Below are 23,525 nucleotides of genomic sequence, written 5' to 3' on the forward strand. Positions count from 1 at the left end.
CCGGCGTAAGCCGGCCTTCCTGTAACGATTCGTCGCGCCGCGGTTGGCAGTTTGTTAACAATTCTGTAAACTCTTGCGGTGAAAGTCCCGGTGGAACAAGGGCATTATAAGAAAGTCTGACCCGCCGGATATCAATTAAGAGGTCATGATGAGTACAGAGATTAAAACCCAGGTCGTAGTACTTGGGGCAGGTCCTGCAGGTTACTCTGCAGCCTTCCGTTGTGCGGATTTAGGTCTGGAAACCGTACTGGTAGAGCGTTACAGCACCCTGGGTGGTGTTTGTCTGAACGTCGGTTGTATCCCATCTAAAGCGCTGCTGCACGTTGCTAAAGTGATTGAAGAGGCGAAAGCCCTTGAAGAGCACGGCATTGTGTTTGGCCAGCCATCTACTGATATCAACAAGATTCGCAGCTGGAAAGAGAAGGTTATCAACCAGTTGACTGGCGGCCTGTCAGGAATGGCAAAAGGTCGTAAAGTCACCGTGGTTAACGGCCTTGGCAAATTCACCGGTGCTAACACCCTGGTGGTTGAAGGAGAAGGCGGCGCGACCACCATCAACTTCGATAATGCCATTATCGCTGCGGGTTCACGTCCAATCGAACTGCCATTCATTCCACATGAAGATCCACGCGTCTGGGACTCTACCGATGCGCTGGAACTGAAAGAAGTGCCGAAGCGCTTGCTGGTCATGGGCGGCGGCATCATCGGTCTGGAAATGGCGACGGTTTATCATGCGCTGGGTTCAGAGATTGATGTGGTTGAGATGTTCGACCAGGTTATCCCGGCTGCGGATAAAGACGTGGTGAAAGTCTTTACCAAGAAAATCAGCAAGAAATTTAACCTGATGCTGGAAACCAAAGTGACCGCCGTTGAAGCAAAAGACGATGGCATTTACGTTTCAATGGAAGGTAAAAAAAGCACCAGGCGAAGCGCAGCGTTACGACGCGGTGCTGGTGGCGATCGGCCGTGTGCCGAACGGTAAAGGTCTGGATGCCGGTAAAGCGGGCGTGGAAGTGGACGATCGCGGCTTCATTCGCGTCGACAAGCAGATGCGCACCAACGTGCCACACATCTATGCTATCGGCGACATCGTCGGTCAGCCAATGCTGGCGCACAAAGGCGTGCACGAAGGCCACGTTGCGGCAGAAGTGATCTCCGGTCTGAAGCACTACTTCGATCCGAAAGTGATCCCTTCAATTGCCTATACTGAGCCAGAAGTTGCCTGGGTCGGTCTGACCGAGAAAGAAGCGAAAGAGAAGGGCATCAGCTACGAGACCTCCACCTTCCCGTGGGCAGCCTCAGGCCGTGCTATCGCTTCTGATTGTGCAGACGGTATGACCAAACTGATTTTCGACAAAGAGACGCACCGGATTATTGGTGGCGCGATTGTCGGTACTAACGGCGGCGAGCTGTTAGGCGAAATCGGTCTGGCGATTGAGATGGGTTGTGATGCGGAAGATATTGCGCTGACCATCCACGCTCACCCGACCCTGCATGAGTCAGTCGGTCTGGCGGCAGAAATCTTCGAAGGCAGCATCACCGATCTGCCTAACGCGAAAGCGAAGAAGAAATAACTTTCTGCTACTAAAGAAGAAAGCTCCCGTTATGGGGGGCTTTTTTTTCGCCTGGAGTTTGGTGCTGTATGGCAAGAATCGATTTGGGTTAAGACTAAAGGTAACCCCAATAACCCTGAAAACGTTGCCTGTGAGAGTTATTAGAGTTATCGTGCTTTCATCGGGACGCGACAGGACACAGGGATGGATAGCAGCACGTTAATTTCCGAAATGAAGGCTGATGGCTGGGTTCTGACAGGGATAAACGGTAGCCATCACCATTTCACACATCCGACAAAACCGGGGCTGGTTACAGTACCCCATCCTAAAAAAGACTTACCGATCGGTACGGTAAAGAGCATCAGGAAACAAGCGAGAATTTAATCCCGCTTGCCCGTAGAGGTATAAATATGTTTTATCCAATCGCGATTGAAGCGGGTGATCACGAACACGCATACGGCGTAATCGTTCCCGATTTACCAGGGTGTTTCTCTGCCGGGGATACTCTTGATGAAGCCATTAAAAACGCCAAAGAGGCTATCACAGGGCATATCGAATTATGTGTAGAGCTCGGTCATGAGATCGCTGCCGTGTCCACCATTGAGACTCTGGCCACGAATCCTGACTATCAGGGTTATATCTGGGCATTGGTTGATGTAGATGTCATTCGTTTGCTGGGCGGCTCTGAAAAAATCAATGTCACTTTACCCAGGTCGTTAATTGATCGGATTGATCGTTGTGTGGCTTCACACCCGGAATACAAAAGTCGCTCGGGCTTTCTGGCTCAGGTAGCGCTTGAGCGTATTACTGCTCCGATTAACAGGCCTCAAAAGTAAGTCTGAGCGATAGCTAAATTTATTGGTGGCAGAGGAATCAAAAGGCACCGTTTATGAGTTTTTACCCCTTAAGCCGTTGCTATGATCTTTCTCCCGTATGGTCAGGTTGATGTCTTTGATGATGCTTTTATCCAGATTGATAAAACCGGCGTAAGAATGCATATTCCGGTGAATCTGGATGGACTGCTGCTGATTCTCTTCCTGACTCTTATAAATCAGTGAGTTACTGATCTTTAAATACGTGAATTTAGTGGTGATTTTTTTTATGAAGGTAAAATCATCATATTTTACAGCTACATACATTAAGAGTGTTCCCCGCTCAAGCGGGGATAAACCGCATTGATGATGGAGGTGGCCAGACATCTGGCCTGTGATCCCCTACGAATGTGAATATCAGAGTCAGGCCCGATGAAAAAAAAGAACAGCACTCCCACACCTCACGATGCCACTTTCCGCCAGTTTCTCTCACAGCCGGACATTGCCCGCGACTTCATGGAACTGCATCTGCCCGCCGAACTGCGCGCTATATGCGACCTCAGCACCCTGAAACTTGAATCCGGTTCGTTCGTTGAAGACGATCTTCGCCAGTATTTCAGCGATATCCTCTACAGCCTGAAGACCAGTAACGGGGATGGGTACATACACGTCCTGGTTGAGCATCAGTCTACGCCGGACAGGCATATGGCATTCAGGCTGATGCGATACGCTGTGGCGGCTATGCACCGCCACCTTGAAGCGGGCCATAAGCAGCTGCCGCTGGTTATACCGGTACTGTTCTATACCGGCAAACGCAGCCCTTATCCGTATTCAACACGCTGGCTCGACGAATTTGAAGACCCTTCGCTGGCGGAAAACCTCTATGGCAGCGCCTTTCCACTGGTGGATGTCACGGTGATCTCGGATGAGGAAATCATGGGGCACCGCAGCATGGCGGCGCTGACGCTGTTACAGAAGCACATTCATCAGCGTGACATCGCGACTCTCACCGATCGGCTGGCCACGTTACTGATGGCTGATTATCTTTCTTCACCCCAGGTAACAGCGCTGATACACTATTTACTGCAGGCAGGCGAGTCGGCTGACTCCGAAGCCTTCGTGCGCGAACTGGCACAGCGAGTGCCGCAACACGGAGACGCACTTATGACCATCGCACAGCAGCTGGAGCAGAAGGGCATCGAGAAAGGTATTCAGCTTGGTGAACAGCGTGGAATCGAGAAAGGCCGAAATGAAGGCAAACTCGAGGTTGCCCGCACTATGCTGCAGAACGGCATCGACCGTAACACCGTCATGAAAATGACCGGTCTCTCAGAAGATGAACTTTCACAGATCCGTCACTGATTTTGATGTCAGAAAACGGCTCGGCAACGTAAAGCCCTGCACTACAGGGCTTAACAAATTTAATGAAACGCAGGCGCTGCTCATCAGACAGTGCGCTGATGCAGTCTCCCGGGTTAACTGACTATAAGTACGAGCGTGCTTTTCTGCCATTCCCGAAACTCATCACAAAGCAATTCGACTGTTATGACAAAATTACCGGGTCTCCTGGCTGAAACATCAGGATAGGTGGCGCTCCTGGGAGGAAGCGAAGAGGGCTGCAGATCAGCAGGGCATAACCTTCCTGGATGCTAAAATTCAGGGTTCGGCTAAGGTCTGGCTTATCCCTTTCACTGTTTCCAGTAAACCCGATAAAACACAATATGGGATGCTGGACGGTGGCACTCTGACAGTCAAATTCTCAGAAGATTAGGCAGCAAGCTAACCTTCATCTAACCACGCATCTCCCATGCAGCCACTCGTTCAATAAACATCTGTGCCAGGGCAGTAATGGCGCTGTTGCCGGGTAGTCTTTCTTCATTGATATACATCACCAGCGAACTACTGCGTCGGCGGCCCTGCAGCAGCGGCAGGGGACGGAGCTCACCGCTCTCTAACAGCGCTGCGATATTCTGTTCCGGCAGCCAGCCATAACCTAACTGATGCTGGACCGCTTCAATGGCTGCCGACAGCGTCGTGAATGACCAGTTCTCCGCCTGATCGCCATTGACCTCCGACTGCTGCTGTTGCTGACGATCCAGAATGGTAATGCAGGGCCAGCGTGCCAGCGTAGCAGCATTAAGCGGGGCGGATTCGCGGTGCAGCGGGTGGTCGCGATGGGCGACGGCGACGAAATCGACACTCATCAGGCTTTCGCCTGCTAACGGCGTGTCACCATATTGCGCTACCAGCCAGAGATCAGCCTGATTTTCCGCCAGTCTGTCAGGCGTTTCGCTTCGGACGATTTCGCTAAACCAGATGCGGACATGCGGATAGCGTTGCTGAAAGGTCTGAAGCACATCGAATAGCAAGGGTTTGGGTAGAGTCGCATCGACCATCAGATCGATGCGCGAACGCTCGCCGCGTTGCAGTGCACTGGCCTGCGCCTCAAGCGCGCCGAATCCCTCCAGCAGCGGACGCACCTGTGCCAGCAACTGATGTCCCTCTGCACTCAGGACAGCGCGGCGGCCCTCCTGCTGTAATAGGGTCAAACCCAGCCGCTGCTGTAACAGGCTCAGCTGATAACTCAGTGAGGACTGGCTGCGATTGTTCTTCTCCGCTGCCAGCGCAAAACTCCCCTCATTCACTACTGCGTCGAGCAGATACCACTGTTCTAGTGTTGTCTTGTACATGCTCACTCATCTAAAAATTAAATTATTTAGTGCTAAAAATAGCGTTATTCATCGGTTTTGTAACGCGCAATAATCTCCTCAAGGAAAACAAATGAGGAATTAACCATGAGCACTTTCGATAAACATGACCTGTCTGGCATCGTCGGCAAACATCTGGTTTACACCTATGACAACGGCTGGAATTACGAGCTCTACATTAAAAATGCCAGCACCATCGACTATCGCATTCACAGCGGTATGGTCGGTAATCGCTGGGTTAAAAATCAGCATGTCTATGTCGTTCGTCTGGCGCAGGATGTCTATAAAGTTTCCTGGACTGAACCAACCGGTACCGATGTCAGCCTGGCCGTTAATCTGGCTGATAAAATTTTCCACGGCACCATCTTCTTCCCACGCTGGGTAATGAATAATCCGGAAAAAACCGTCTGCTTCCAGAATGATCATCTGGAAGAGATGGCAAAATTCCGCGAAGCGGGTCCGGCTTATCCAACCGAAGTGATTGATGAGTTCGCGACGCTGACCGTAATCCGTGATGTGGGCGAAAATAACGAAAGCGTGATCGACTGTCCGCCTGACCAGTTGCCCGCCAATTTTCCGGAAAATCTGAAAAATTAAGCATGCACAGAAGAGGTCATAACGACCTCTTCTGAATAACAGCTTATGTTTTGTAGCTTCTGACGTGTAACTTGCGAGGATGAAAAAGAGATTTACCGACCAGGGTTTTATCAGTAGTAATCAGCAGGACGGATTCGGTGTCAGTTGCATCAGGCTGATTTCCGGCCTGGTGTTGTTATCCTCCTGAGCTCACCTCTGCTGTAACCCATAAACACGCCGGCTTCTATTCCTGCCAGTTATCTATTTCCCTGAATCACTTCGCTAAAGCCACGGCAAAGCTGACATAAATCTGCAGCCATTTGTGCGGAATGCGGTACGCTGCAAAGAGACCTATTCAGCCGACTCAGCTGGCTGATGCGGGAAGTGAAGCGGGCAGAATGGCCGTAGTGGATTATGTTGTATTTTTGTAAACAGATTAACAAACAGACGAAATACTGCTATTCTGCCCTCCGCGAAACCGGGCACCTCAACCTGGACGAGAAAGGGAAGATTGTTCTCCATAAGTGAGCAAGGTGGTCGGAAAGCCCTACATAATGAGAGCGAGGATAACGTCGTGCTAGAAGAATACCGTAAGCACGTTGCCGAGCGTGCTGCCCAGGGAATTGTACCTAAGCCTTTAGAGGCTTCCCAAATGGCCGCGCTGGTTGAACTGCTAAAAAATCCACCTGCGGGTGAAGAAGAATTTTTGATCGATTTATTGGTCAACCGCGTCCCACCTGGCGTCGATGAAGCGGCGTATGTCAAAGCCGGTTTCCTGGCGGCTGTCGCCAAAGGCGAAGCAACCTCTCCTCTGATATCTCCTGAAAAAGCGGTTGAACTGCTTGGCACCATGCAGGGCGGTTACAATATTCATCCGCTGATTGAGGCGCTGGACGATAGCAAACTGGCTCCGATTGCCGCGAAAGCCCTTTCACACACGCTGCTGATGTTCGACAACTTCTATGATGTCGAAGAGAAAGCGAAAGCGGGTAATGAATACGCGAAGCAGGTGATGCAATCCTGGGCAGATGCGGAATGGTATCTGTCACGGCCTGAACTGGCAGAGAAGATCACGGTTACCGTGTTTAAAGTCACTGGCGAAACCAACACCGACGATCTCTCTCCGGCCCAGGATGCCTGGTCACGTCCAGACATTCCTCTGCACGCCCTGGCGATGCTGAAAAATGCCCGTGAAGGCATTGAGCCTGATGAAGTGGGCAATATCGGCCCGATCAAACAGATCGAAGCTTTGAAGACCAAAGGCTTCCCACTGGCGTATGTCGGTGATGTTGTCGGAACCGGTTCTTCACGTAAATCCGCCACCAACTCGGTGCTGTGGTTTATGGGCGACGACATCCCGAACGTGCCAAATAAAAAAGGCGGCGGCGTGGTGCTGGGCAGCAAAATTGCACCCATCTTCTTCAACACCATGGAAGATGCGGGCGCACTGCCCATTGAAGTGGACGTAAATAACCTGAACATGGGCGATGTGATCGACATCTATCCATTCAAAGGCGAAGTCCGCAACCACGAAACCAATGAGCTGCTGGCCAGCTTCGAGCTCAAAACCGAAGTAGTGATTGACGAAGTGCGCGCCGGTGGCCGTATTCCACTGATCATCGGTCGCGGTCTGACCACCAAAGCGCGCGAGTCGCTGGGTCTGCCGCACAGCACCGTATTCCGTCAGGCGAAAGATGTCGCGGAGAGCACCCGTGGTTTCTCGCTGGCGCAGAAAATGGTTGGCCGCGCCTGTGGCGTGACCGGCGTTCGTCCGGGTGCCTATTGCGAACCTAAGATGACCTCGGTTGGCTCGCAGGATACCACCGGCCCGATGACCCGTGACGAGCTGAAAGATCTGGCTTGCCTGGGCTTCTCGACCGATCTGGTGATGCAGTCGTTCTGTCACACCGCCGCGTATCCGAAGCCGGTGGATGTGAGCACGCACCATACGCTGCCAGACTTCATCATGAACCGCGGTGGTGTGTCACTGCGTCCGGGTGACGGCATTATCCACAGCTGGCTGAACCGTATGCTGCTGCCGGATACCGTCGGTACCGGTGGTGACTCGCACACCCGTTTCCCTATCGGCATCTCTTTCCCGGCGGGTTCAGGCCTGGTGGCGTTTGCCGCCGCGACTGGCGTAATGCCGCTCGACATGCCGGAATCGGTTCTGGTGCGCTTCAAAGGTAAGATGGAGCCGGGCATTACCCTGCGCGATCTGGTTCACGCCATTCCGCTGTATGCCATCAAACAGGGTCTGCTGACCGTTGAGAAGAAAGGTAAGAAAAACATCTTCTCTGGTCGCATCCTGGAGATTGAAGGTCTGCCGGATCTGAAAGTTGAGCAGGCGTTTGAGCTGTCCGATGCGTCAGCAGAACGTTCCGCTGCGGGCTGTACCATCAAGCTGGATAAAGCGCCGATTATCGAATACCTCAGCTCTAACATCGTGCTGCTGAAGTGGATGATCGCAGAAGGCTACGGCGATCGTCGTACGCTGGAGCGTCGCATTGAAGGTATGGAGAAATGGCTGGCCGATCCTCAGTTGCTTGAGCCGGATGCCGATGCTGAATATGCCGCGGTGATCGAAATCGATCTGGCTGAAATCAAAGAGCCAATCCTCTGTGCGCCAAACGATCCGGACGATGCACGTCTGCTCTCTGACGTTCAGGGTGAGAAGATCGACGAAGTGTTTATCGGATCATGCATGACCAACATTGGTCACTTCCGTGCTGCGGGTAAACTGCTGGATAGTCACAAAGGCCAGCTGCCAACCCGTCTGTGGGTGGCACCGCCAACCAAGATGGATGCGGCACAGCTGACCGAAGAAGGCTACTACAGCGTATTCGGCAAAAGCGGTGCGCGTATCGAGATCCCGGGCTGTTCACTCTGCATGGGTAACCAGGCACGTGTTGCAGATGGTTCGACGGTGGTCTCGACTTCGACCCGTAACTTCCCGAACCGTCTGGGTAACGGCGCTAACGTCTACCTGGCGTCAGCGGAGCTGGCTGCGGTCGCGTCTCTGCTTGGCAAACTGCCAACGCCGGATGAGTATCAGCAATTCATGGCGCAGGTCGATAAAACGGCCAGCGACACGTATCGCTATCTCAACTTCGACCAGCTGACGCAGTACACCGACAAAGCTGATGGTGTGATTTTCCAGACCGCGGTCTGATTCTTCACCTTGCAGGCATGAATAAGGGGCGATGATTCGCCCCTTTTTTTCGTCTCAGCATGGGGTAGAGAGACGATCAAAAGCTGGCTTTCGGCAGACAGCCTGTAATAATGCGCGACGTGTCACACTTTGCCGCGAGAGCAGCACGGACACTTACCAGGTGAGACGACGACGTTGAGAGGAACGGGCGATGGAATATGAATTTTTACGCGATGTGACCGGACAGATTAAGGTTCGCATGTCGATGGATCATGAAGCGGTCGGCCACTGGTTCAACGAAGAGGTCAAAAACGATCCGGGATTGCTGGATGAAGTTGAAGCCGCCATTGAAGATGTCAAAGGCAGCGTACGTCAGTGGCAGCGGATCGGCAGCGAGTACACCATTCTGCTGGATGAAGAGGAGGTGATGATCCGCGCCAACCTGCTGGCTCTGGAAGATGACGGTATGGAAGAGGGGATGAACTACTATGACGAAGAGAGCCTCTCATTCTGCGGCATTGAAGATTTTCAACTGGTGATCGCTGCTTATCGCCAGTTTATGAACCAGTACGGCAAACCCGTACGGTAAGACAGTAAGGCAATCCTTTACGGTTATAAGGCCGGGCCAACTCAGCAGCCCGGCCTGTTAACTAACTCAGTGATGCACCACCGCACATTACCAGCTGCTGGCCGGTGATCGCCGCCGCCGCAGGGGAGAGCAGGAAATCGACCAGTCCGGCCACTTCCTGCGGCTGAATATAGCGGCCAATGGGTGGCAGACGGGGCGGTGAACTGGCACGGCCCGGCTGTTGCAGCATCGGCGTTTCGGTGGCGCCTGGCGCCACAATATTGGCGGTAATGCCGCGCGGAGCAAGTTCCGCCGCCCAGCTGCGCACCATACTGATCATCGCCGATTTGGTGGCGACATACTGACTGCGGCCCGCCGCCCCGCCTGATGTCCGGCTGCCCAGCAGCACAATTCTGCCGCCCACACGCATCCGCGGTGCAAAATGATTCGCCAGCTGCTCAGCAGCGGCAACGTGCAGTTGCCATAAGCGTGTACTGGCACTCAGATCCAGCTCCCCAAGCGGCGCGGCCTGCATCATACCGGCTGCATGGATCACCGCCTGCGGCACCGGTAGCGCGTCCAGTAAAGCCTGCAGTGCGGCGCTGTCACTGATATCGATCTGATGACTCTGCCAGCCCGCTTCTGCCCGGCTTATCGCCGAGCGGCTCAGGCCGATAACCTGCCAGCCCTCATCGAGTAAACGGTCAGCAATCGCCTGACCGATACCGGAGCTGGCCCCGGTCACCAGCGCCATCCGTTCAATCACGCATCACCTCCCTTCACCCATGACTCCGCGACCCGCACATATTTAATCGCCTGGCGATACCAGGTATAGGCGATATGCAGTTCGCCATCCAGGCCCTGTTTAATGCTGGGATAGGAGAACTCACGGTTTAATTTCTGCTGGGAGTTATTGGTCATGCAGTAGCCATCGCCCTCGTCCAGATTGCGCTGCAGCGGCCAGCTTTTACCGCCATCCGTGGAGATAGCCAGCGTCATCGGCGCACGTGGCGCACCCCAGAAAGCGGTGCGACCACTGTGCATCACCGGCTCAGCGGCGACGGCAACATCACTTTCCTCTTCATCATCTTCAATTTCGTCATACAGCGACAACCGGCGTTCGCTGGCACCTTCGGCGCTCATGGCATTGAACACCAGCGCCAGATGACCATTGCGCAGCGTCGTGACCTGAATTGAGGAGTTATTGTTGGGCAGCGACAACGGCTGTGGCGCGCTCCAGCTTTCACCCTGATCAAGTGAGCGGCTCTGATAGATGTGGTCGGCCCAGCGGCTGCGGTAGAGCGCCAGCAGCGAGCCATCATCCAGCAGGGTTACGTTCATATGGACGCAGCCGGTGCTGTCAGGCACGCTGACGTCGCGCCAGCTCTGGCCTTTATCTTCTGAGATTTTTACCGCGCTCACGTCATAGCTGCCGACCCACTTTTCGCCAGGCTGCGTCAGGCAGTAAAACACCGGCAGCAACCAGTTACCGTTGGGCAGCACCACAATCGGCTGGCGAATAAAGGTGCCAGGCTTATCCAGCAGCGTTTTGATCTCCCCCCCAGCTCTGGCCCAGATCGTGAGACTGGCGATAGCGAACAATCGCGGTGTCCTGATTGCCCGATTTCTGCGCCGTCCACAGCAGCCACAGTACCTGGTCGGGATCGAGAAACAGCACCGGATTCTGTTCTGAACGGCCCGGATCGTCAGAGAGTTTTTGTGCTTCACTCCAGCGATCGCTGCCTTTTCGCAGCCGTGAACACCAGACAGAGATATCGGCAATCCCTTCCTGCGTGCCGCCAAACCAGACGCAAAGCAGATCGCCATCGGGCAGCGGCAGCAGGTTAGCCGCGTGGTTTTGCGGGCAGGAGGAGGGCAGCATCGCAACCTGCTGCGCGCTATCCTGCGGGTGAGGCGAAAGCAGGCCGGTGCGTTCTGCGGTGACGGTTTCCTGAGTCATTTTAGGCTCCACTGTTTTGTGCATTGTGTTGCGATTGAGGCTGAGACTGGCGTGATGGGATACAGCGGTCAATCACCATAATAATTGCCGGGGTGATCAGCGCCACGTACATATTGTCGATACCAAACGGGTTACCCATCAGGAACCAGACGGAAGTGACAACGCAGGCGCCAATCAGACCGGCATTGGCGCCGCGTGTGCTCTTAAACCACGGCAGGTAGAACGCCATGATCGCCACAACGGTAATCGACAGACGAATCGCACGGGTAAAGAACGAGAGCTTCAGCACTTCCGGGAAGAACAGAACAAACAGCAGCGGGAAGAAGCCGATGCCAATCGAGATCCAGCGTGTCATTTTAAATTCGCGCTCTGGCGTAGGATTACGATAAGGCACGTAAAAGTCTTTCACCACCAGCGAGGCGATGGCCAGCGCCACGGTACCGACGCTGACGAAAATCGAGGCCACCAGCGAGGTGGTGACAATGCCCGCCAGCCACGGTGACATATCCTGCAGAAACACCGGCAGCGCATAGAGGCTCTTGATATCCGGGTGAGCAAACTTCGCTGCCACGCCAATCAGCGCCATCGCCAGACCAATCGGCAGGCAGAAGAAGAAGGCGACCCAGGTGGCGCGCTTCGCTGACTTCACATCTTTGGTGGAGGAGATCGCCTGAATCACAAACTGGGTACAGAAGATCGAACCTACGGTCCCGATCAGCCAGGCCACAATGGTACTGGCACCGACGTGACCATCCCATGTCCAGTAGAACGCCGGCATTTTTTCCATCATCGGGGCGACGCCGCCGGTCATCTTCAGCGCCACATAGAGGATAATCAGGATCCCCATATACTTGATGGCGCTGTGCAGCAGCGTGACCCAGGCCACGCCTTTCATGCCGCCAAATGCAAAGTAGAAGGTGCTGACCACCGCAGTGATAAAAGCCGCCTGGGTCAGGTCGATCTTGAGTACGGTGGAGATCGCCGCCGCGCCGCTGATGTAGTTACCGACGTTCACCAGCAACAGCGCATAGATCATGATCAGCGAAATAATATTTTTGGTCGAACTGCCATATTTCTCGGCGATAGCACCGGAAATAGTGATCTTTCCGGTGTTGTAGATGCGTTTGACCAGTATCAGGCCAAACAGCGGGAAGCCAATTGCCGCGCCAATTACCGACCATGAGGCGGCGAAGCCATCTTCAAAGGCCGCCTGCGCGGTGCCGATGGTGGATTTTGCCCCGATATATTCAGACATCAGCATAATGCCGACGATAAAAGCAGGCATGGCGCGCGAGCCTTCCATAAAGTCGCCGCTAGTTTTACTGCGCAGCCGCCAGGTGAGCCAGGTGGTGAACAGGATATAGGCGACCACCATGCCGACGATCAGTAAGGTGCTCTCAGTTGAAAATGCTTTCATCATGACCTCGATTGTTCTGGCAGATGGCGACCAGCAGGTTCGTTCTCATCTGACCGGTAGGGTGCAAAGGTGATGGACGTTATTGCAGGTAGTGGTTCACGATTTGACGGATCTGCTGCTGCTCTTCGGCGCTGAACTGCACCGCATAGCGGCTTTCACCCACCTCAAAGCCCTGCAGGCTGACCGCTTTTTTCACGGCGGCCGGTGAGAAACCGATGCTGTACAGTGCGGTGCGCAGGCCGGTGACGTTCTCCTGTGCCTGATGCGAACCGGCAATATCGCCCGCATGGAAGCGCGCCCAGATGGCGTTAATCGCCTCCGGTGCCACGTTTGCCAGCCCGGAAATTGAGGCGGAGCAGCCATCCACGAACCCCTGGTGGATCAGCGAATCCGGGCCGTTCAGCACAGCAAAGTCCTGACAGTCGGCGGTAGCCTGCAGAAAGCCGCTCAGACTTTCATAGCTGCCTGCTGAATCTTTAATGCCGATGATGTTCGGGTGCGCGGCCAGCGTACGAACGGTCTCTGGCTGCAAGGTATTGCCGGTACGCGCCGGGATGTTGTAGAGGAACAGCGGCACCGTAAGCGCATCAGCCACGCGCTGATAGTGGTCGATCAGCTCCTGCTGCTTAAGCGGAACAAACCACGGCGTGATCGCGGAAACAGCATCTACGCCAAGGCGGGCAATCTGTTTGCCGAGCCGGATAGTTTCACGGGTCGAAATCTCCCCGATATGCGCCACCACCGATGCCCGGCCGTTAACTTCATCGACGCAGGTGGTGGTAACCGCGATCTTCTCCTGCTCGTTCAGCACAAAGAATTCGCCGTTGGTTCCGCCACAGAAGATGCCGTTACCGGCGTTGATCTGGCGTCTGACCTGTTCGCGCTGCCTCTCCGGATCAAAGGCACCTTCCCGGTCAAAAGTGGTGACGATGGCGGTCAGTACGCCGTTTATTTTCTTATTCATGACAATCCTCATTACGCCTGGCAGGAAGGGAAAAGCGTCAGGTAGACGGCGCGCACATCGTCGGCGGTGACCGCCATCGGCACGTTGTTCATCAGACGCTGGACGTTGAGCGCGGCTTCCACTAACCAGGGCAGTTGATCCGGGCTGATGCCCAGTGCTTCCAGGCTGGCAGGCAGCTGCAGCCGCGCCACCAGCGCGGTGAAGTAGTCGACCAGCGCGTGTGATTTCTCTTCATCGCTTAAACGGACGTCGGCGTCGGGCAGCAGATCATAGACCTGAGCGAATTTGCTCACCGCCGCCGGACGGACAAAGCGCATGCAGGGAGCCAGCAGGATGGCGTTGGCGACGCCGTGTGGCAGATGATATCTGCCGCCGAGCGGGTAAGAGAGGGCATGCACCAGATGTGTCCCGGCATGGGCAATCGATGCACCGCCATAATAAGAAGCCCAGAGCATCTCCAGGCGTGCCTGCAAATTTTCTGGCTCGCGCAGGGTGGTTTCGAGATTAGCGAACAGTTTCTTCATCCCAGTCAGCGCATAGTTGTCGCTGACCGGGTTGGCGACATTGGCGGTAAAGCACTCAATCAGATGGCAGAGGGCGTCAATACCGGTTGAAGAGGCGATGTGGGCCGGCATGCTGGTGGTCAGTTCCGGCACCAGGGCCACCACATCGGGTAGCATCACCGGTGAAATAATGCCGACTTTGGTCTCTTTCTCCGGGATCGCCAGGATCGCATTGGGCGTCGCTTCAGAACCCGTGCCTGCGGTGGTAGGGATCAGTATTGAACGGGTACGGCGCTGCGGTTTTTCGCCTGCCAGCAGGGCGTCCAGCGAAGGCGCGGCGTCGATGCACAGCACTGAGAGCAGCTTCGCCACATCCAGCACGCTGCCGCCGCCGATGCCAATCACCATATCGACCTGGGGCCGGGAGAGCGTCGCGATAATCGCTGCCACATCATGCTGGCTTGGTTCAGGCGGGACGCTGTTGACCACGCTGATACCCGGAATCTGATCCCGAAGTTGACCCATCAGCGCCTGCACTGCCGGAATAGCCTCAATGTTCCGGTCAGTGACCACGACTGCTGTCGATATCCCCTTCAGCAGATAGCGCATGTCGTTTAACGCCTGATAACCGCTAATCACCGTGCTGTTAATGTTCATTTCATACCCTTATTTCTGTCCTGGCTGAGCAGATGATTAATCTTGCTCAGCGCAATGCGAAGTCAGTCACTCTCTGTGGCTAATTTTATAAGGCATATCGATTTCGATTAATTTGAACTTGCTCACATATAATCAATCATGATTGAATATAATCAAATGCAGCGGCAATCGCCTGACAGGAGTGAGGATGGGCTCATCATTATGGAAAACCCCGGTGCTGGTCATCGCCGATGACTTTACCGGTGCCAACGATGCGGGTAGCGGACTGGCACAGGCTGGCGCCCGCGTACATGTGCTGTTTGGCACTGAGGCGCCGTTGCCAGAGGACGCTGCGGATGTGCTGGTTATCAGCACCGACAGTCGGGCAGTCAGCGCCAGCCAGGCCGCAGAGCGCGTGGCTCAGGTGGTGCAGCACTTCGCCGCACAGCTTCAGCAGGGCTGGCTGTTTAAAAAGATCGACTCCACGCTGCGCGGCAACGTCGGTGCTGAAACCGCGGCTGCGCTGCGGGCCAGCGGCAAAAGGCTGGCGCTGGTTGCGCCGGCTGTGCCACGTCTGGGCCGCACCACACGCGAAGGTAAAGTGTGGGTCAATCAGCGGTTACTGACAGACACCGAATTTGCCAGCGATCCTAAAACCCCGATCCTCAGCGCCCGCGTACTCGATCAGATGCAGATCGACGGCACGGAGATCGATCTCCCGACGCTGCGCAGCGATCGGCTTGATGCGGTGTTAGCGGCGGCGCACGGCGTGGTGGTGGTGGATGCCGAAAATGAAGCCGATCTGGCGCGACTGATAATCGCTGCGGCGCGGCTGACAGAGAAGCCGCTGCTGGTGGGAGCAGCCGGGTTAAGCGATGCGCTGGGCGCAGCGCTCTCTGTTCGCCCGTCGCGGCCCGTGCTGGCGGTAGTGGGATCGATGAGCAGCAGCGCGCAGCAGCAGATCGCCACGCTGCTTAACCAGCGGGCAGTTGAGATCGTGGATGTCGATATCCGTCAGCTGTTTCAGCAGCCCGCCTGGCCTGACCGGGATCGCTGGATCGAACAGGCTGCCGCCGCACTGCGTGCCGGTCGCCATACGGTGATCCGCACCTGCCAGCATGAATCCCAGCGTCACGACATTGAGCATCTCAGCCAGCAGCACAGCGTGACCCGCCAGCAGCTGGGCGAAGCGATCAGTCTGTTGCTGGGCGAAATGACTCACAGCCTGTGCCGGACACAGCTGCCGCATGCGCTCTATCTGTCGGGAGGCGACGTGGCGATTGCCGTTGCCCAGGCACTGGGGGCCAGCGGCTTTAAAATTCAGGGTCTGGTGGCGGGCTGTGTGCCGCACGGGGTTCTGCTTAACAGTGAATTTACTCTGCCGGTGATGACCAAAGCGGGTGGCTTTGGTGATGAAAATACCCTGGTAGCAGCCATTGGTTTTATTGAGGAGAAGTCGAGTGAGTAAAATTATTGCGATCACCATGGGCGATCCGGCGGGCATCAGTCCGGAAATCATCATTAAGTCACTCTCTGAAGGTGAGCTGAATGGCATCCCGGCGGTGGTGATTGGCTGTGCCAGTACGCTGTGCCGCATTATGGCGATGAACATTACGCCACAGGCCGAGCTGCGGGTGCTGGACCGGGTGCAGGATGCGCGGTTTGCGCCCGGCATCATCAACGTCATCGATGAGCCCCTGGCCGATCCCGACGCGCTGAAACCTGGCGTGGTGCAGAAAGAGGCGGGAGATCTGGCGTGGCGTTGCGTGAAGCGTGCTACAGAGCTGGCACTGGCGGGCGACGTGCATGCCATTGCCACCGCGCCGCTGAACAAAGAGGCGCTGCATGCGGCGGGCCATCTCTATCCTGGTCACACCGAACTGCTGGCGCATCTTACCGGGACCAAAGATTACGCCATGGTCCTCTACACCGATAAGCTGAAAGTGATTCATGTCACGACCCACATTGCGCTGCGGAAGTTCCTGGACACGCTGAACCAGACGCGCATCAAAACCGTGATTGGTATGGCGGACACTTTCCTGCGTCGTGTCGGTTACAGCGCCCCGCGTATCGCCGTAGCGGGCGTTAATCCGCACGCCGGAGAGAACGGCCTGTTTGGCGATGAGGAGATCACCACCGTGGCACCCGCTATTGAGGCGATGAAAGCGCAGGGGATTGATGTCTACGGGCCTTGTCCGCCGGACACGGTGTTCCTGCAGTGCCAGGATGGACGGTATGACATGGTGGTCGCGATGTACCACGATCAGGGGCATATTCCGCTTAAACTGCTGGGCTTTTATGATGGCGTCAACATCACCGCAGGCCTGCCGTTTATCCGTACCTCTGCTGACCATGGCACCGCATTTGATATCGCCTGGACAGGTAAAGCGAAGTCTGACAGCATGGCGATCTCTATTAAACTCGCGATGCAGCTCGCATAGGGATATATGAAGGGACAGAGCCGTCTTGACCAGATTATGGATTACCTGAAAAGCCATAATCTGGTGACTGTTGAGCAACTGGTCAGTGCGATTTCCGCCTCACCCGCCACGATTCGCCGTGATTTGATTAAGCTGGATAAAGAGGGCGTGATCAGCCGCAGTCATGGCGGCGTTACCCTGAATCGTTTTATTCCTGCCCAGCCGACCACGCTGGAGAAGATGCAGCGTAACCTGGCCGAGAAGCAGGCGATTGCAGAATGTGCCGCCAGCTTTGTCCGGGCGGGCGATGCGGTCGTGCTGGATGCGGGCACCACTATGCTGGAGCTGGCGCGGCAGCTCACGCATCTGCCGCTGCGGGTGATCACTGCCGATCTGCACATTGCACTGTTTTTGTCTGAGTTTAAGCAGATCGAAGTGACGATTATCGGCGGACGTATCGACGACTCCAGTCAGTCCTGTGTGGGCGAACATGGACGGCGGTTGCTGCGCAGCATCAATCCCGATATCGCCTTTGTCAGTTGTAACTCCTGGAGCCTTGAGCGCGGCATTACCACGCCGACTGAGGAGAAAGCGGGGCTGAAACACGATCTTCTGGCCAATGCGGCTCGCCGGGTCTTGCTGGCGGACAGCAGTAAATATGGCTCCTGGTCGCTATTCTGCGCTTCTCCGGTGGATGACCTGACGGATGTGGTGACCGATAGCCGGTTAGATGAGGCTGTCTGCCGCACGCTGCGCGAGCGCGGGATTACGCTGGCGCTGACCTCCGCATGAACAGAACGCGCCATGTTGCTCTGACCTGATCAGCAGGACGAGAGCAGCACCGCGCGTTTATCTTTATCTCTCGCCGTTAAAACGCGCCGTTAACGCGCGTACGCATCATTCTCTTCGCGCGTAGTCGCGGGTGTGTCCACCGAAACCCGTTCAAACCTCAGTCAGGCAGTTGCCGTGATGAAAAAGCAGGGGGAACAAGAGGGAAGGAGACGCGCAGGTTATGAGCTATAACGCTGCGCGCCTGATAATCAGAGGGGCTTCAGGCCCACTGAGGGGATATTTCTGCCGTAGTAGATCTCGCGCATCTCTTTCCAGAGCAGATCGGTAATGCGCTTGTGCTCCTGCGGAGTGAGATCTTCCGGGCGGGTGTTAAACAGGTAGTGTTTAAGGTCGAACTCTTTCAGCAACATCTTGGTATGAAAGATGTTTTCCTGATAGACATTCACATCCACCATGTCATACATCGCTTTCATATCTTCAGACATGAAGTTCTGAATCGAATTGATCTCGTGATCGATGAAGTGCTTCATCCCTTTCACGTCACGGGTAAAACCGCGCACCCGGTAATCGACGGTGACAATATCGGACTCCAGCTGGTGGATCAGATAGTTCAGCGCTTTCAGGGGCGAAATGACGCCACAGGTTGAGACTTCAATGTCTGCACGGAAGGTGCACAGACCGCCTGCCGGATGGCTCTCCGGATAGGTGTGCACGCAGATATGACTTTTATCGAGATGAGCCACCACCGAGTTGGGCAGCGGACCGGGGTGCTCTGAGTTATCGATATCTTTCGGATCGATCGGCTCTTCGCTGACCAGAATCGTGACGCTGGCCCCCTGCGGCTCATAATCCTGGCGCGCAATGTTGAGCACGTTAGCCCCGATAATGGAGCAGGTCTCGGTCAGGATTTCCGTCAGACGGTTAGCGTTATATTGTTCGTCAATGTAGGCGATGTAACCATCGCGTTCAGCTTCAGTATTCGCATAGCAAATATCGTAAATACAAAAACTCAGGCTTTTCGTCAGGTTGTTGAAGCCATGTAGTTTTAGCTTTTGCAATTTCGTTCACCCCCTTAGAAATGCACTATCAGCACGCGGCAGATAACGCATTCAACAGATATTGCGGCAGGGCAAAGCTGCCGGTATGGATTGCTGGCGTGTAATAACGGCAGGTCAGGCCAGCGGCCTCGAAACGCGCCTTTAAGGTCGCGGTGTCGAGCTGGCGCAGCGCCGGATTATCACTCGCCCAGGCAAAGGTCATAATGCCGCCGTAGTAGGTCGGAATCGCCGCCTGATAGAAACTGACGTCCGCAAAGTAATGTCCCAGCTTGCGATGGCTGTTAACGGCCTCATCCTGCTGCAGGAAGCAGACGCCATTCTGCGCCACAAAGATGCCATTTTCATTAAGGGCCGCTTTGCACCCGGCATAAAATTCCGAGGTAAACAGACTCTCGCCCGGACCAATCGGATCGGTGCAGTCGGAGATAATGACATCAAACTTTTCCTGCGTCTGATTAACGAAGTTCACCCCGTCATCAATCACCAGCGTAAAGCGCGGATCGTCATAGGCACCCGCGCTGTGGTTCGGCAGATACTGGCGGCAAAAGGTCACCACGCCCGCATCGATCTCCACCATGGTAATCTTTTCGATCCCGGGATGACGTGACACTTCACGCAGCATGGCGCCGTCACCGCCACCGATAATCAGAACGCTCTTCGCCGCGCCGTGCGCCAGCAGCGGAACGTGGGTCATCATTTCATGGTAGATAAATTCGTCGCGTTCGGTGGTCTGAACGACGCCGTCCAGCGCCATTACGCGGCCCATCGCGGCATTTTCGAAAATGATTAAATCCTGATGCGCAGTCTTCTCACGGTACAGCTCTTTATCGACCGTGAAATACTGGCCAAAACCGGCATGAAGGGTTTCATACCACGTTTCATTGTGGGCCATGGTGCTCTCCTCTGATGACATCGCCATGAAGATGGGCGGCATATGATAGCTAACACTGACCGTGGTTGCACGGTCAATGTCCGGCTGCAGAGGGAAGAATCGTTACCTGACGTAGGCCAGCAGGCTCAGCGAATCGCGGGCCAGTGACTTGCACTTTTTGTCGTTGGTGATGGCGATGCCGCTGAGATCGCGATAGCTATCTTCACCCAGCGCTTTCATGTTGTAGTTGCTGTAGTTGCTTAAATCCCAGCGGTTCTGCTGAGCAAAAAAAGACCAGCGCTTTGCGAATCTGCGCGTCCGGTAAATCCTGATAGCCACAATCATTTTTCAGATAGACGAAAACCGCCGTGAGATCGGCCAGATCTTCCGCTTCGGATTCGCTCAGGGCAAAACTGGTGGAGGAGAAGCCAAGGAGTCCCGTCAGCAGCAGGATCCTGATACTTTGCTTCATAGTCGTTCTCTTCAATGGATATTGCTAATGACGTTAGCACAGTTGCTCTCAGGTTTTCGATTAATTTGCCGCTGTGGGCTGCTGCACCGCCTTTTTTCGTCAGATTCGCACGGGTAAGACTTGACCTTCCCATAAGGTCAGGGTTTAGGCTGTGCGCTCTGATGCCACAAGGATGATCACCATGCAACGTCGCCATTTCCTGAAACTCACTGCCGCACTGAGTGCAGCCGGAGCATTACCGCTCTGGAGCCGTTCGCTGATGGCAGCCACCCGTCCGCTGCTGCCGATTCCGTCTCTGCTGGAACCCGATGCCAGGGGCAGCTACAGCCTCACCGCGATGCAGGGTACCACCCAGTGGAACGGCAAAGCGGTGCCGACCTGGGGCTATAACGGCAGCCTGCTGGGGCCGGTGCTGAAGATGCAGAGTGGTAAACCGGTGACGGTGAACATCCATAACCGGCTCAGCGAAGCGACCACACTGCACTGGCACGGGCTGGAAATCCCCGGCGCAGTGGATGGCGGCCCGCAGGCAGTGATTGCGCCTGGCGGCTCGCGTCAGGTCTCTTTTACGCCCGAACAACCCGCCGCAACCTGCTGGTATCACCCGCATCTGCATGGCAAAACCGGGCATCAGGTGGCTCAGGGGCTGGCGGGACTGATCCTGCTGGAAGATAAAGAGAGCGGAACGCTGCGATTGCCCTCGCAGTGGGGTGTGGATGATGTGCCGCTGATTTTTCAGGATAAGCAACTGACCAAAGATGGCAGCCGCATTGATTATCAGCTCGACGTGATGCGCGCCGCGGTGGGCTGGTTTGGCGACATGATGCTGACCAACGGCATGCACTATCCGCAGCATGCGGTGCCGCGCGGCTGGCTGCGTCTGCGTCTGCTCAACGGCTGCAATGCCCGTTCGCTGCATGTTGCCGCCAGCGATCGCCGACCGCTCTATGTGATCGCCAGCGATGGTGGCCTGCTGGCTGAGCCGGTAAAGCTCGACTCGCTGTCGATCCTGCCGGGCGAGCGTTTTGAGGTGATGATCGATACCTCTGACGGTAAGAGCTTCGATCTGGTGACGCTGCCGACAGAGCAGATGGGCATGACGCTGCCGCCGTTTGACCAGCCGCTGCCGCTGGTGCAGATCCTGCCGCTGCGGGTGATGGCCAGCGCCACGCTGCCGGATCAGCTGGCGACGCTGCCAGCGCTACCCTCAACAGACGGCCTGACGACACGCTGGCTGCAGCTGATGATGGACCCGCAGCTGGACCAGCAGGGCATGCAGGCGCTGATGCAGCGCTACGGCGAGAAAGCGATGGGCAAGGGCGGTCATCACACGATGCCGGAAAAAACGGCTGCCGAGCCGATGCCACCAATGGAAAATATGGATCACAGCATGCACGGCAATACGCCGCCCGCCGGTTACGATTTCCGCAACGGCAATAAGATTAATGGCCAGGCCTTTGATATGACGAAGCCGTCGTTTGCGGTGAAGCTGGGTGATTACGAGAAGTGGACGATTTCAGGTGAAGGCGACGCGATGCTGCACCCGTTCCACATTCACGGCACCCAGTTTCGTATTCTTTCAGAAAACGGCAAACCGCCAGCCCCGCACCGGCAGGGCTGGAAAGATATGGTGAATGTCGACGGCTGGCGCAGCGAAGTGCTGGTACGCTTCAACTATGTCGCCGCCGCAGAACACGCTTACATGGCCCACTGCCATCTGCTGGAGCATGAAGACACCGGCATGATGCTGGGCTTTACCGTCAGCTGATTACGCCTGATCCAGCGCCAGCTTCACATCTTCAATCAGGTCGCCGGCGTTTTCGATGCCAATCGACAGCCGCACCGTGGCGTCAGTGATCCCAATACGCTGACGCACCGCCTGCGGCACGCCGGAGTGGGTGGTGCTGCCAGGATGGCTGGCCAGCGACTCGGTACCGCCCAGGCTTACCGCCTGCTTAAACAGCGACAGCGCATTAAGAAAACGGAACGCAGCGGGCTGATCGCCGACGATATCAAATGAGAAGGTCGAACCGGCACCGCTGCACTGCTCGCGATAAGTTTTCCCTTCGGCGCTCTCCGCATCCAGATAGGGCAGCCAGTGCAGCTTCGCCACTTTCGGGTGATCGCGCAGAAACGCCGCGACCGCTTCCGCATTCTGCCAGGCTTTCTCCATGCGTAGCGACAGCGTTTCCAGCGAGCGGCTGAGCATCCAGCTTGAGTGTGGATCCAGCTGCGTGCCGATAGCGCTGCGCAGGGCGCGCACTTTCGCCATCAGCGCTTTACTGCCCATCGCCGCGCCTGCAATCAGGTCAGAGTGACCGCCAACATACTTGGTCAGCGAGTAGAGCGACAGATCAGCGCCCAGCGTCAGCGGCTGCTGGAACAGCGGGCCGAGCAGCGTGTTGTCACAGGCGATAATCGGTCGTGAACCCTGCTGCTGATCAATCTCATCAGCGATACGCGCCATCAGACGGATATTGACCAGGCTGTTGGTGGGATTCGCTGGCGTTTCAATCAGGATCACCGCTACCCGGCCCTGGGCCATCGCCTGCTGAGCGGCTTCACGCACTTTGACTTCATCATTGCCGTCGCTGAAACCCACTGCTTTGATGTCCAGATTGTGCAGCGTCTTGCTAAGCAGGGTTTCGGTGCCGCCATACAGCGGCTGGGAATGCAGGATCACCTCGCCCGGACGGGCAAACGTCAGCAGGGCAGTGGAGATGGCGGCCATACCGGAAGAGAAGAGCGAACAGCTCTCCGCCTGCTCATAGACCGCCAGCCGATCTTCTACAATTTCGCTGTTAGGGTGGTTAAAGCGGGAATAGACCAGCCCACCCGATTTGCCTTCCGGCGGCTCACGTCGGCCAGAGACGTAATCAAAGAAATCCCGTCCCTCTTCGGCGCTGTCAAAGACAAAGGTCGAGGTCAGAAACACCGGCGGCTTCACCGCACCTTCAGAGAGGCGGGGATCATAGCCATAGTTCAGCATCTGGGTTTCAGGGTGCAGCGGCCTGTCGCCGATATGCGTTTTTTTGCTTGAAGATGAAGTCATTGTGATCTCCGG

At 55.7% G+C, this 23,525-nt stretch carries 18 protein-coding genes and 4 pseudogenes; 12 read left to right on the forward strand and 10 right to left on the reverse strand.

Annotated elements, in window-relative coordinates; all coding sequences use genetic code 11:
• Positions 1 to 148 precede the first annotated feature (148 nt).
• The 5 genes and pseudogenes from lpdA (at position 149) to JNO11_RS02815 (ending at position 3,727) form a co-directional block, all read left to right on the forward strand.
• Positions 149 to 1,574: pseudogene (gene lpdA, locus JNO11_RS02795) on the forward strand (dihydrolipoyl dehydrogenase).
• A gap of 183 nt (positions 1,575 to 1,757) precedes the next feature.
• Complete coding sequence (locus JNO11_RS02800; RefSeq protein ID WP_010253953.1) at positions 1,758 to 1,937, forward strand: type II toxin-antitoxin system HicA family toxin; 180 nt, start codon at positions 1,758 to 1,760, stop codon at positions 1,935 to 1,937.
• A gap of 26 nt (positions 1,938 to 1,963) precedes the next feature.
• Positions 1,964 to 2,389, forward strand: a complete 426-nt coding sequence (locus JNO11_RS02805; RefSeq protein WP_325176909.1) for a type II toxin-antitoxin system HicB family antitoxin — start codon at positions 1,964 to 1,966, stop codon at positions 2,387 to 2,389.
• Between the two features lie 53 nt (positions 2,390 to 2,442).
• Positions 2,443 to 2,560: pseudogene (locus JNO11_RS02810) on the forward strand (subtype I-E CRISPR-associated endonuclease Cas1); the annotation flags it as partial.
• 237 nt (positions 2,561 to 2,797) lie between these two features.
• Positions 2,798 to 3,727, forward strand: a complete 930-nt coding sequence (locus JNO11_RS02815) for an Rpn family recombination-promoting nuclease/putative transposase (protein ID WP_325176910.1) — start codon at positions 2,798 to 2,800, stop codon at positions 3,725 to 3,727.
• 428 nt (positions 3,728 to 4,155) lie between these two features.
• Here JNO11_RS02815 and JNO11_RS02820 read toward each other — a convergent pair whose 3' ends face one another.
• Positions 4,156 to 5,055 (reverse strand): LysR family transcriptional regulator, encoded by a 900-nt coding sequence (locus JNO11_RS02820; RefSeq protein WP_061901752.1) that lies wholly within the window; start codon positions 5,053 to 5,055, stop codon positions 4,156 to 4,158.
• Between the two features lie 105 nt (positions 5,056 to 5,160).
• Here JNO11_RS02820 and JNO11_RS02825 point away from each other — a divergent pair, with 105 nt between their 5' ends.
• The 3 genes from JNO11_RS02825 (at position 5,161) to yacL (ending at position 9,389) form a co-directional block, all read left to right on the forward strand.
• Positions 5,161 to 5,670 carry a phenolic acid decarboxylase gene (locus JNO11_RS02825; RefSeq protein ID WP_010253965.1) on the forward strand — a complete coding sequence of 170 codons (510 nt, stop codon included), beginning with the start codon at positions 5,161 to 5,163 and terminating at the stop codon, positions 5,668 to 5,670.
• Between the two features lie 553 nt (positions 5,671 to 6,223).
• Positions 6,224 to 8,821: a bifunctional aconitate hydratase 2/2-methylisocitrate dehydratase gene (gene acnB / locus JNO11_RS02830; protein WP_153020885.1), complete on the forward strand. Its 2,598-nt coding sequence runs from the start codon at positions 6,224 to 6,226 to the stop codon at positions 8,819 to 8,821.
• Positions 8,822 to 9,011: 190 nt separating this feature from the next.
• Entirely contained in the window at positions 9,012 to 9,389 is a 378-nt protein-coding gene (yacL, locus tag JNO11_RS02835) for a protein YacL (protein ID WP_010253973.1), read from the forward strand.
• Positions 9,390 to 9,450: 61 nt separating this feature from the next.
• Here the strand turns inward: yacL and JNO11_RS02840 are convergent, their stop codons facing one another.
• From JNO11_RS02840 to JNO11_RS02860, 5 genes and pseudogenes are all read right to left on the reverse strand, one after another.
• Positions 9,451 to 10,122, reverse strand: a complete 672-nt coding sequence (locus JNO11_RS02840) for an SDR family oxidoreductase (protein WP_325177639.1) — start codon at positions 10,120 to 10,122, stop codon at positions 9,451 to 9,453.
• An 8-nt stretch (positions 10,123 to 10,130) separates the two neighbouring features.
• Positions 10,131 to 11,328, reverse strand: a pseudogene (locus tag JNO11_RS02845) (exo-alpha-sialidase).
• Position 11,329: 1 nt separating this feature from the next.
• Entirely contained in the window at positions 11,330 to 12,745 is a 1,416-nt protein-coding gene (locus JNO11_RS02850; RefSeq protein ID WP_031292876.1) for a sodium:solute symporter family protein, read from the reverse strand.
• Between the two features lie 79 nt (positions 12,746 to 12,824).
• Positions 12,825 to 13,709, reverse strand: coding sequence for a dihydrodipicolinate synthase family protein (locus tag JNO11_RS02855; protein WP_033770977.1), 885 nt, complete (start codon positions 13,707 to 13,709; stop codon positions 12,825 to 12,827).
• Between the two features lie 11 nt (positions 13,710 to 13,720).
• The gene (locus JNO11_RS02860; RefSeq protein ID WP_154209899.1) at positions 13,721 to 14,869 is read right to left on the reverse strand and encodes an iron-containing alcohol dehydrogenase; all 1,149 of its coding nucleotides are present in this window, start codon (positions 14,867 to 14,869) and stop codon (positions 13,721 to 13,723) included.
• Between the two features lie 187 nt (positions 14,870 to 15,056).
• Between JNO11_RS02860 and JNO11_RS02865 the strand changes: the two genes are divergently transcribed.
• The 3 genes from JNO11_RS02865 to JNO11_RS02875 are packed head-to-tail and all read left to right on the forward strand — an operon-like array spanning position 15,057 to position 18,060.
• Positions 15,057 to 16,316 carry a four-carbon acid sugar kinase family protein gene (locus JNO11_RS02865; RefSeq protein ID WP_311973407.1) on the forward strand — a complete coding sequence of 420 codons (1,260 nt, stop codon included), beginning with the start codon at positions 15,057 to 15,059 and terminating at the stop codon, positions 16,314 to 16,316.
• On the forward strand, positions 16,309 to 17,289 hold the full coding sequence (locus JNO11_RS02870; protein WP_325176911.1) for a D-threonate 4-phosphate dehydrogenase: 981 nt from the start codon (positions 16,309 to 16,311) through the stop codon (positions 17,287 to 17,289). Before JNO11_RS02865 ends, JNO11_RS02870 begins: the two co-directional genes overlap by 8 nt.
• A gap of 6 nt (positions 17,290 to 17,295) precedes the next feature.
• On the forward strand, positions 17,296 to 18,060 hold the full coding sequence (locus tag JNO11_RS02875) for a DeoR/GlpR family DNA-binding transcription regulator (protein ID WP_033756597.1): 765 nt from the start codon (positions 17,296 to 17,298) through the stop codon (positions 18,058 to 18,060).
• A gap of 248 nt (positions 18,061 to 18,308) precedes the next feature.
• On the opposite strand, the gene speD is transcribed toward JNO11_RS02875, so the two are convergent.
• The 3 genes and pseudogenes from speD to JNO11_RS02890 all read right to left on the reverse strand — a co-directional run bounded on the left by speD (position 18,309) and on the right by JNO11_RS02890 (position 20,461).
• Positions 18,309 to 19,118: an adenosylmethionine decarboxylase gene (gene speD, locus JNO11_RS02880; protein ID WP_325176912.1), complete on the reverse strand. Its 810-nt coding sequence runs from the start codon at positions 19,116 to 19,118 to the stop codon at positions 18,309 to 18,311.
• A gap of 28 nt (positions 19,119 to 19,146) precedes the next feature.
• A complete protein-coding gene (gene speE, locus JNO11_RS02885; RefSeq protein ID WP_010253980.1) occupies positions 19,147 to 20,010 on the reverse strand; it encodes a polyamine aminopropyltransferase in 864 nt (287 codons plus the stop codon).
• Between the two features lie 102 nt (positions 20,011 to 20,112).
• Positions 20,113 to 20,461, reverse strand: a pseudogene (locus tag JNO11_RS02890) (YacC family pilotin-like protein).
• 181 nt (positions 20,462 to 20,642) lie between these two features.
• On the opposite strand from JNO11_RS02890, the gene cueO reads away from it, so the two are divergent.
• Positions 20,643 to 22,229: a multicopper oxidase CueO gene (gene cueO / locus JNO11_RS02895; protein ID WP_325176913.1), complete on the forward strand. Its 1,587-nt coding sequence runs from the start codon at positions 20,643 to 20,645 to the stop codon at positions 22,227 to 22,229.
• Here cueO and JNO11_RS02900 read toward each other — a convergent pair whose 3' ends face one another.
• Positions 22,230 to 23,513, reverse strand: coding sequence for a cystathionine gamma-synthase family protein (locus JNO11_RS02900; RefSeq protein WP_022625436.1), 1,284 nt, complete (start codon positions 23,511 to 23,513; stop codon positions 22,230 to 22,232). It lies immediately after the preceding gene.
• Positions 23,514 to 23,525 lie beyond the last annotated feature (12 nt).

Source organism: Pantoea sp. 1B4 (genome assembly GCF_016925765.1).
In the GTDB taxonomy this organism is placed as follows: Bacteria; Pseudomonadota; Gammaproteobacteria; order Enterobacterales; family Enterobacteriaceae; genus Pantoea; species Pantoea agglomerans.

Bases quoted from the DNA above. Each gene is read 5' to 3' on its own strand.
- JNO11_RS02860 (WP_154209899.1), bottom strand. From the start codon at position 14,869: ATGAACATTAACAGCACGGTGATTAGCGGTTATCAGGCGTTAAACGAC.
- yacL (WP_010253973.1), top strand. From the start codon at position 9,012: ATGGAATATGAATTTTTACGCGATGTGACCGGACAGATTAAGGTTCGC.
- JNO11_RS02840 (WP_325177639.1), bottom strand. From the start codon at position 10,122: ATGGCGCTGGTGACCGGGGCCAGCTCCGGTATCGGTCAGGCGATTGCT.
- JNO11_RS02900 (WP_022625436.1), bottom strand. From the start codon at position 23,513: ATGACTTCATCTTCAAGCAAAAAAACGCATATCGGCGACAGGCCGCTG.
- JNO11_RS02850 (WP_031292876.1), bottom strand. From the start codon at position 12,745: ATGAAAGCATTTTCAACTGAGAGCACCTTACTGATCGTCGGCATGGTG.
- JNO11_RS02820 (WP_061901752.1), bottom strand. From the start codon at position 5,055: ATGTACAAGACAACACTAGAACAGTGGTATCTGCTCGACGCAGTAGTG.
- JNO11_RS02875 (WP_033756597.1), top strand. From the start codon at position 17,296: ATGAAGGGACAGAGCCGTCTTGACCAGATTATGGATTACCTGAAAAGC.
- speE (WP_010253980.1), bottom strand. From the start codon at position 20,010: ATGGCCCACAATGAAACGTGGTATGAAACCCTTCATGCCGGTTTTGGC.
- JNO11_RS02855 (WP_033770977.1), bottom strand. From the start codon at position 13,709: ATGAATAAGAAAATAAACGGCGTACTGACCGCCATCGTCACCACTTTT.
- JNO11_RS02825 (WP_010253965.1), top strand. From the start codon at position 5,161: ATGAGCACTTTCGATAAACATGACCTGTCTGGCATCGTCGGCAAACAT.
- JNO11_RS02805 (WP_325176909.1), top strand. From the start codon at position 1,964: ATGTTTTATCCAATCGCGATTGAAGCGGGTGATCACGAACACGCATAC.
- JNO11_RS02800 (WP_010253953.1), top strand. From the start codon at position 1,758: ATGGATAGCAGCACGTTAATTTCCGAAATGAAGGCTGATGGCTGGGTT.
- JNO11_RS02815 (WP_325176910.1), top strand. From the start codon at position 2,798: ATGAAAAAAAAGAACAGCACTCCCACACCTCACGATGCCACTTTCCGC.
- cueO (WP_325176913.1), top strand. From the start codon at position 20,643: ATGCAACGTCGCCATTTCCTGAAACTCACTGCCGCACTGAGTGCAGCC.
- JNO11_RS02865 (WP_311973407.1), top strand. From the start codon at position 15,057: ATGGGCTCATCATTATGGAAAACCCCGGTGCTGGTCATCGCCGATGAC.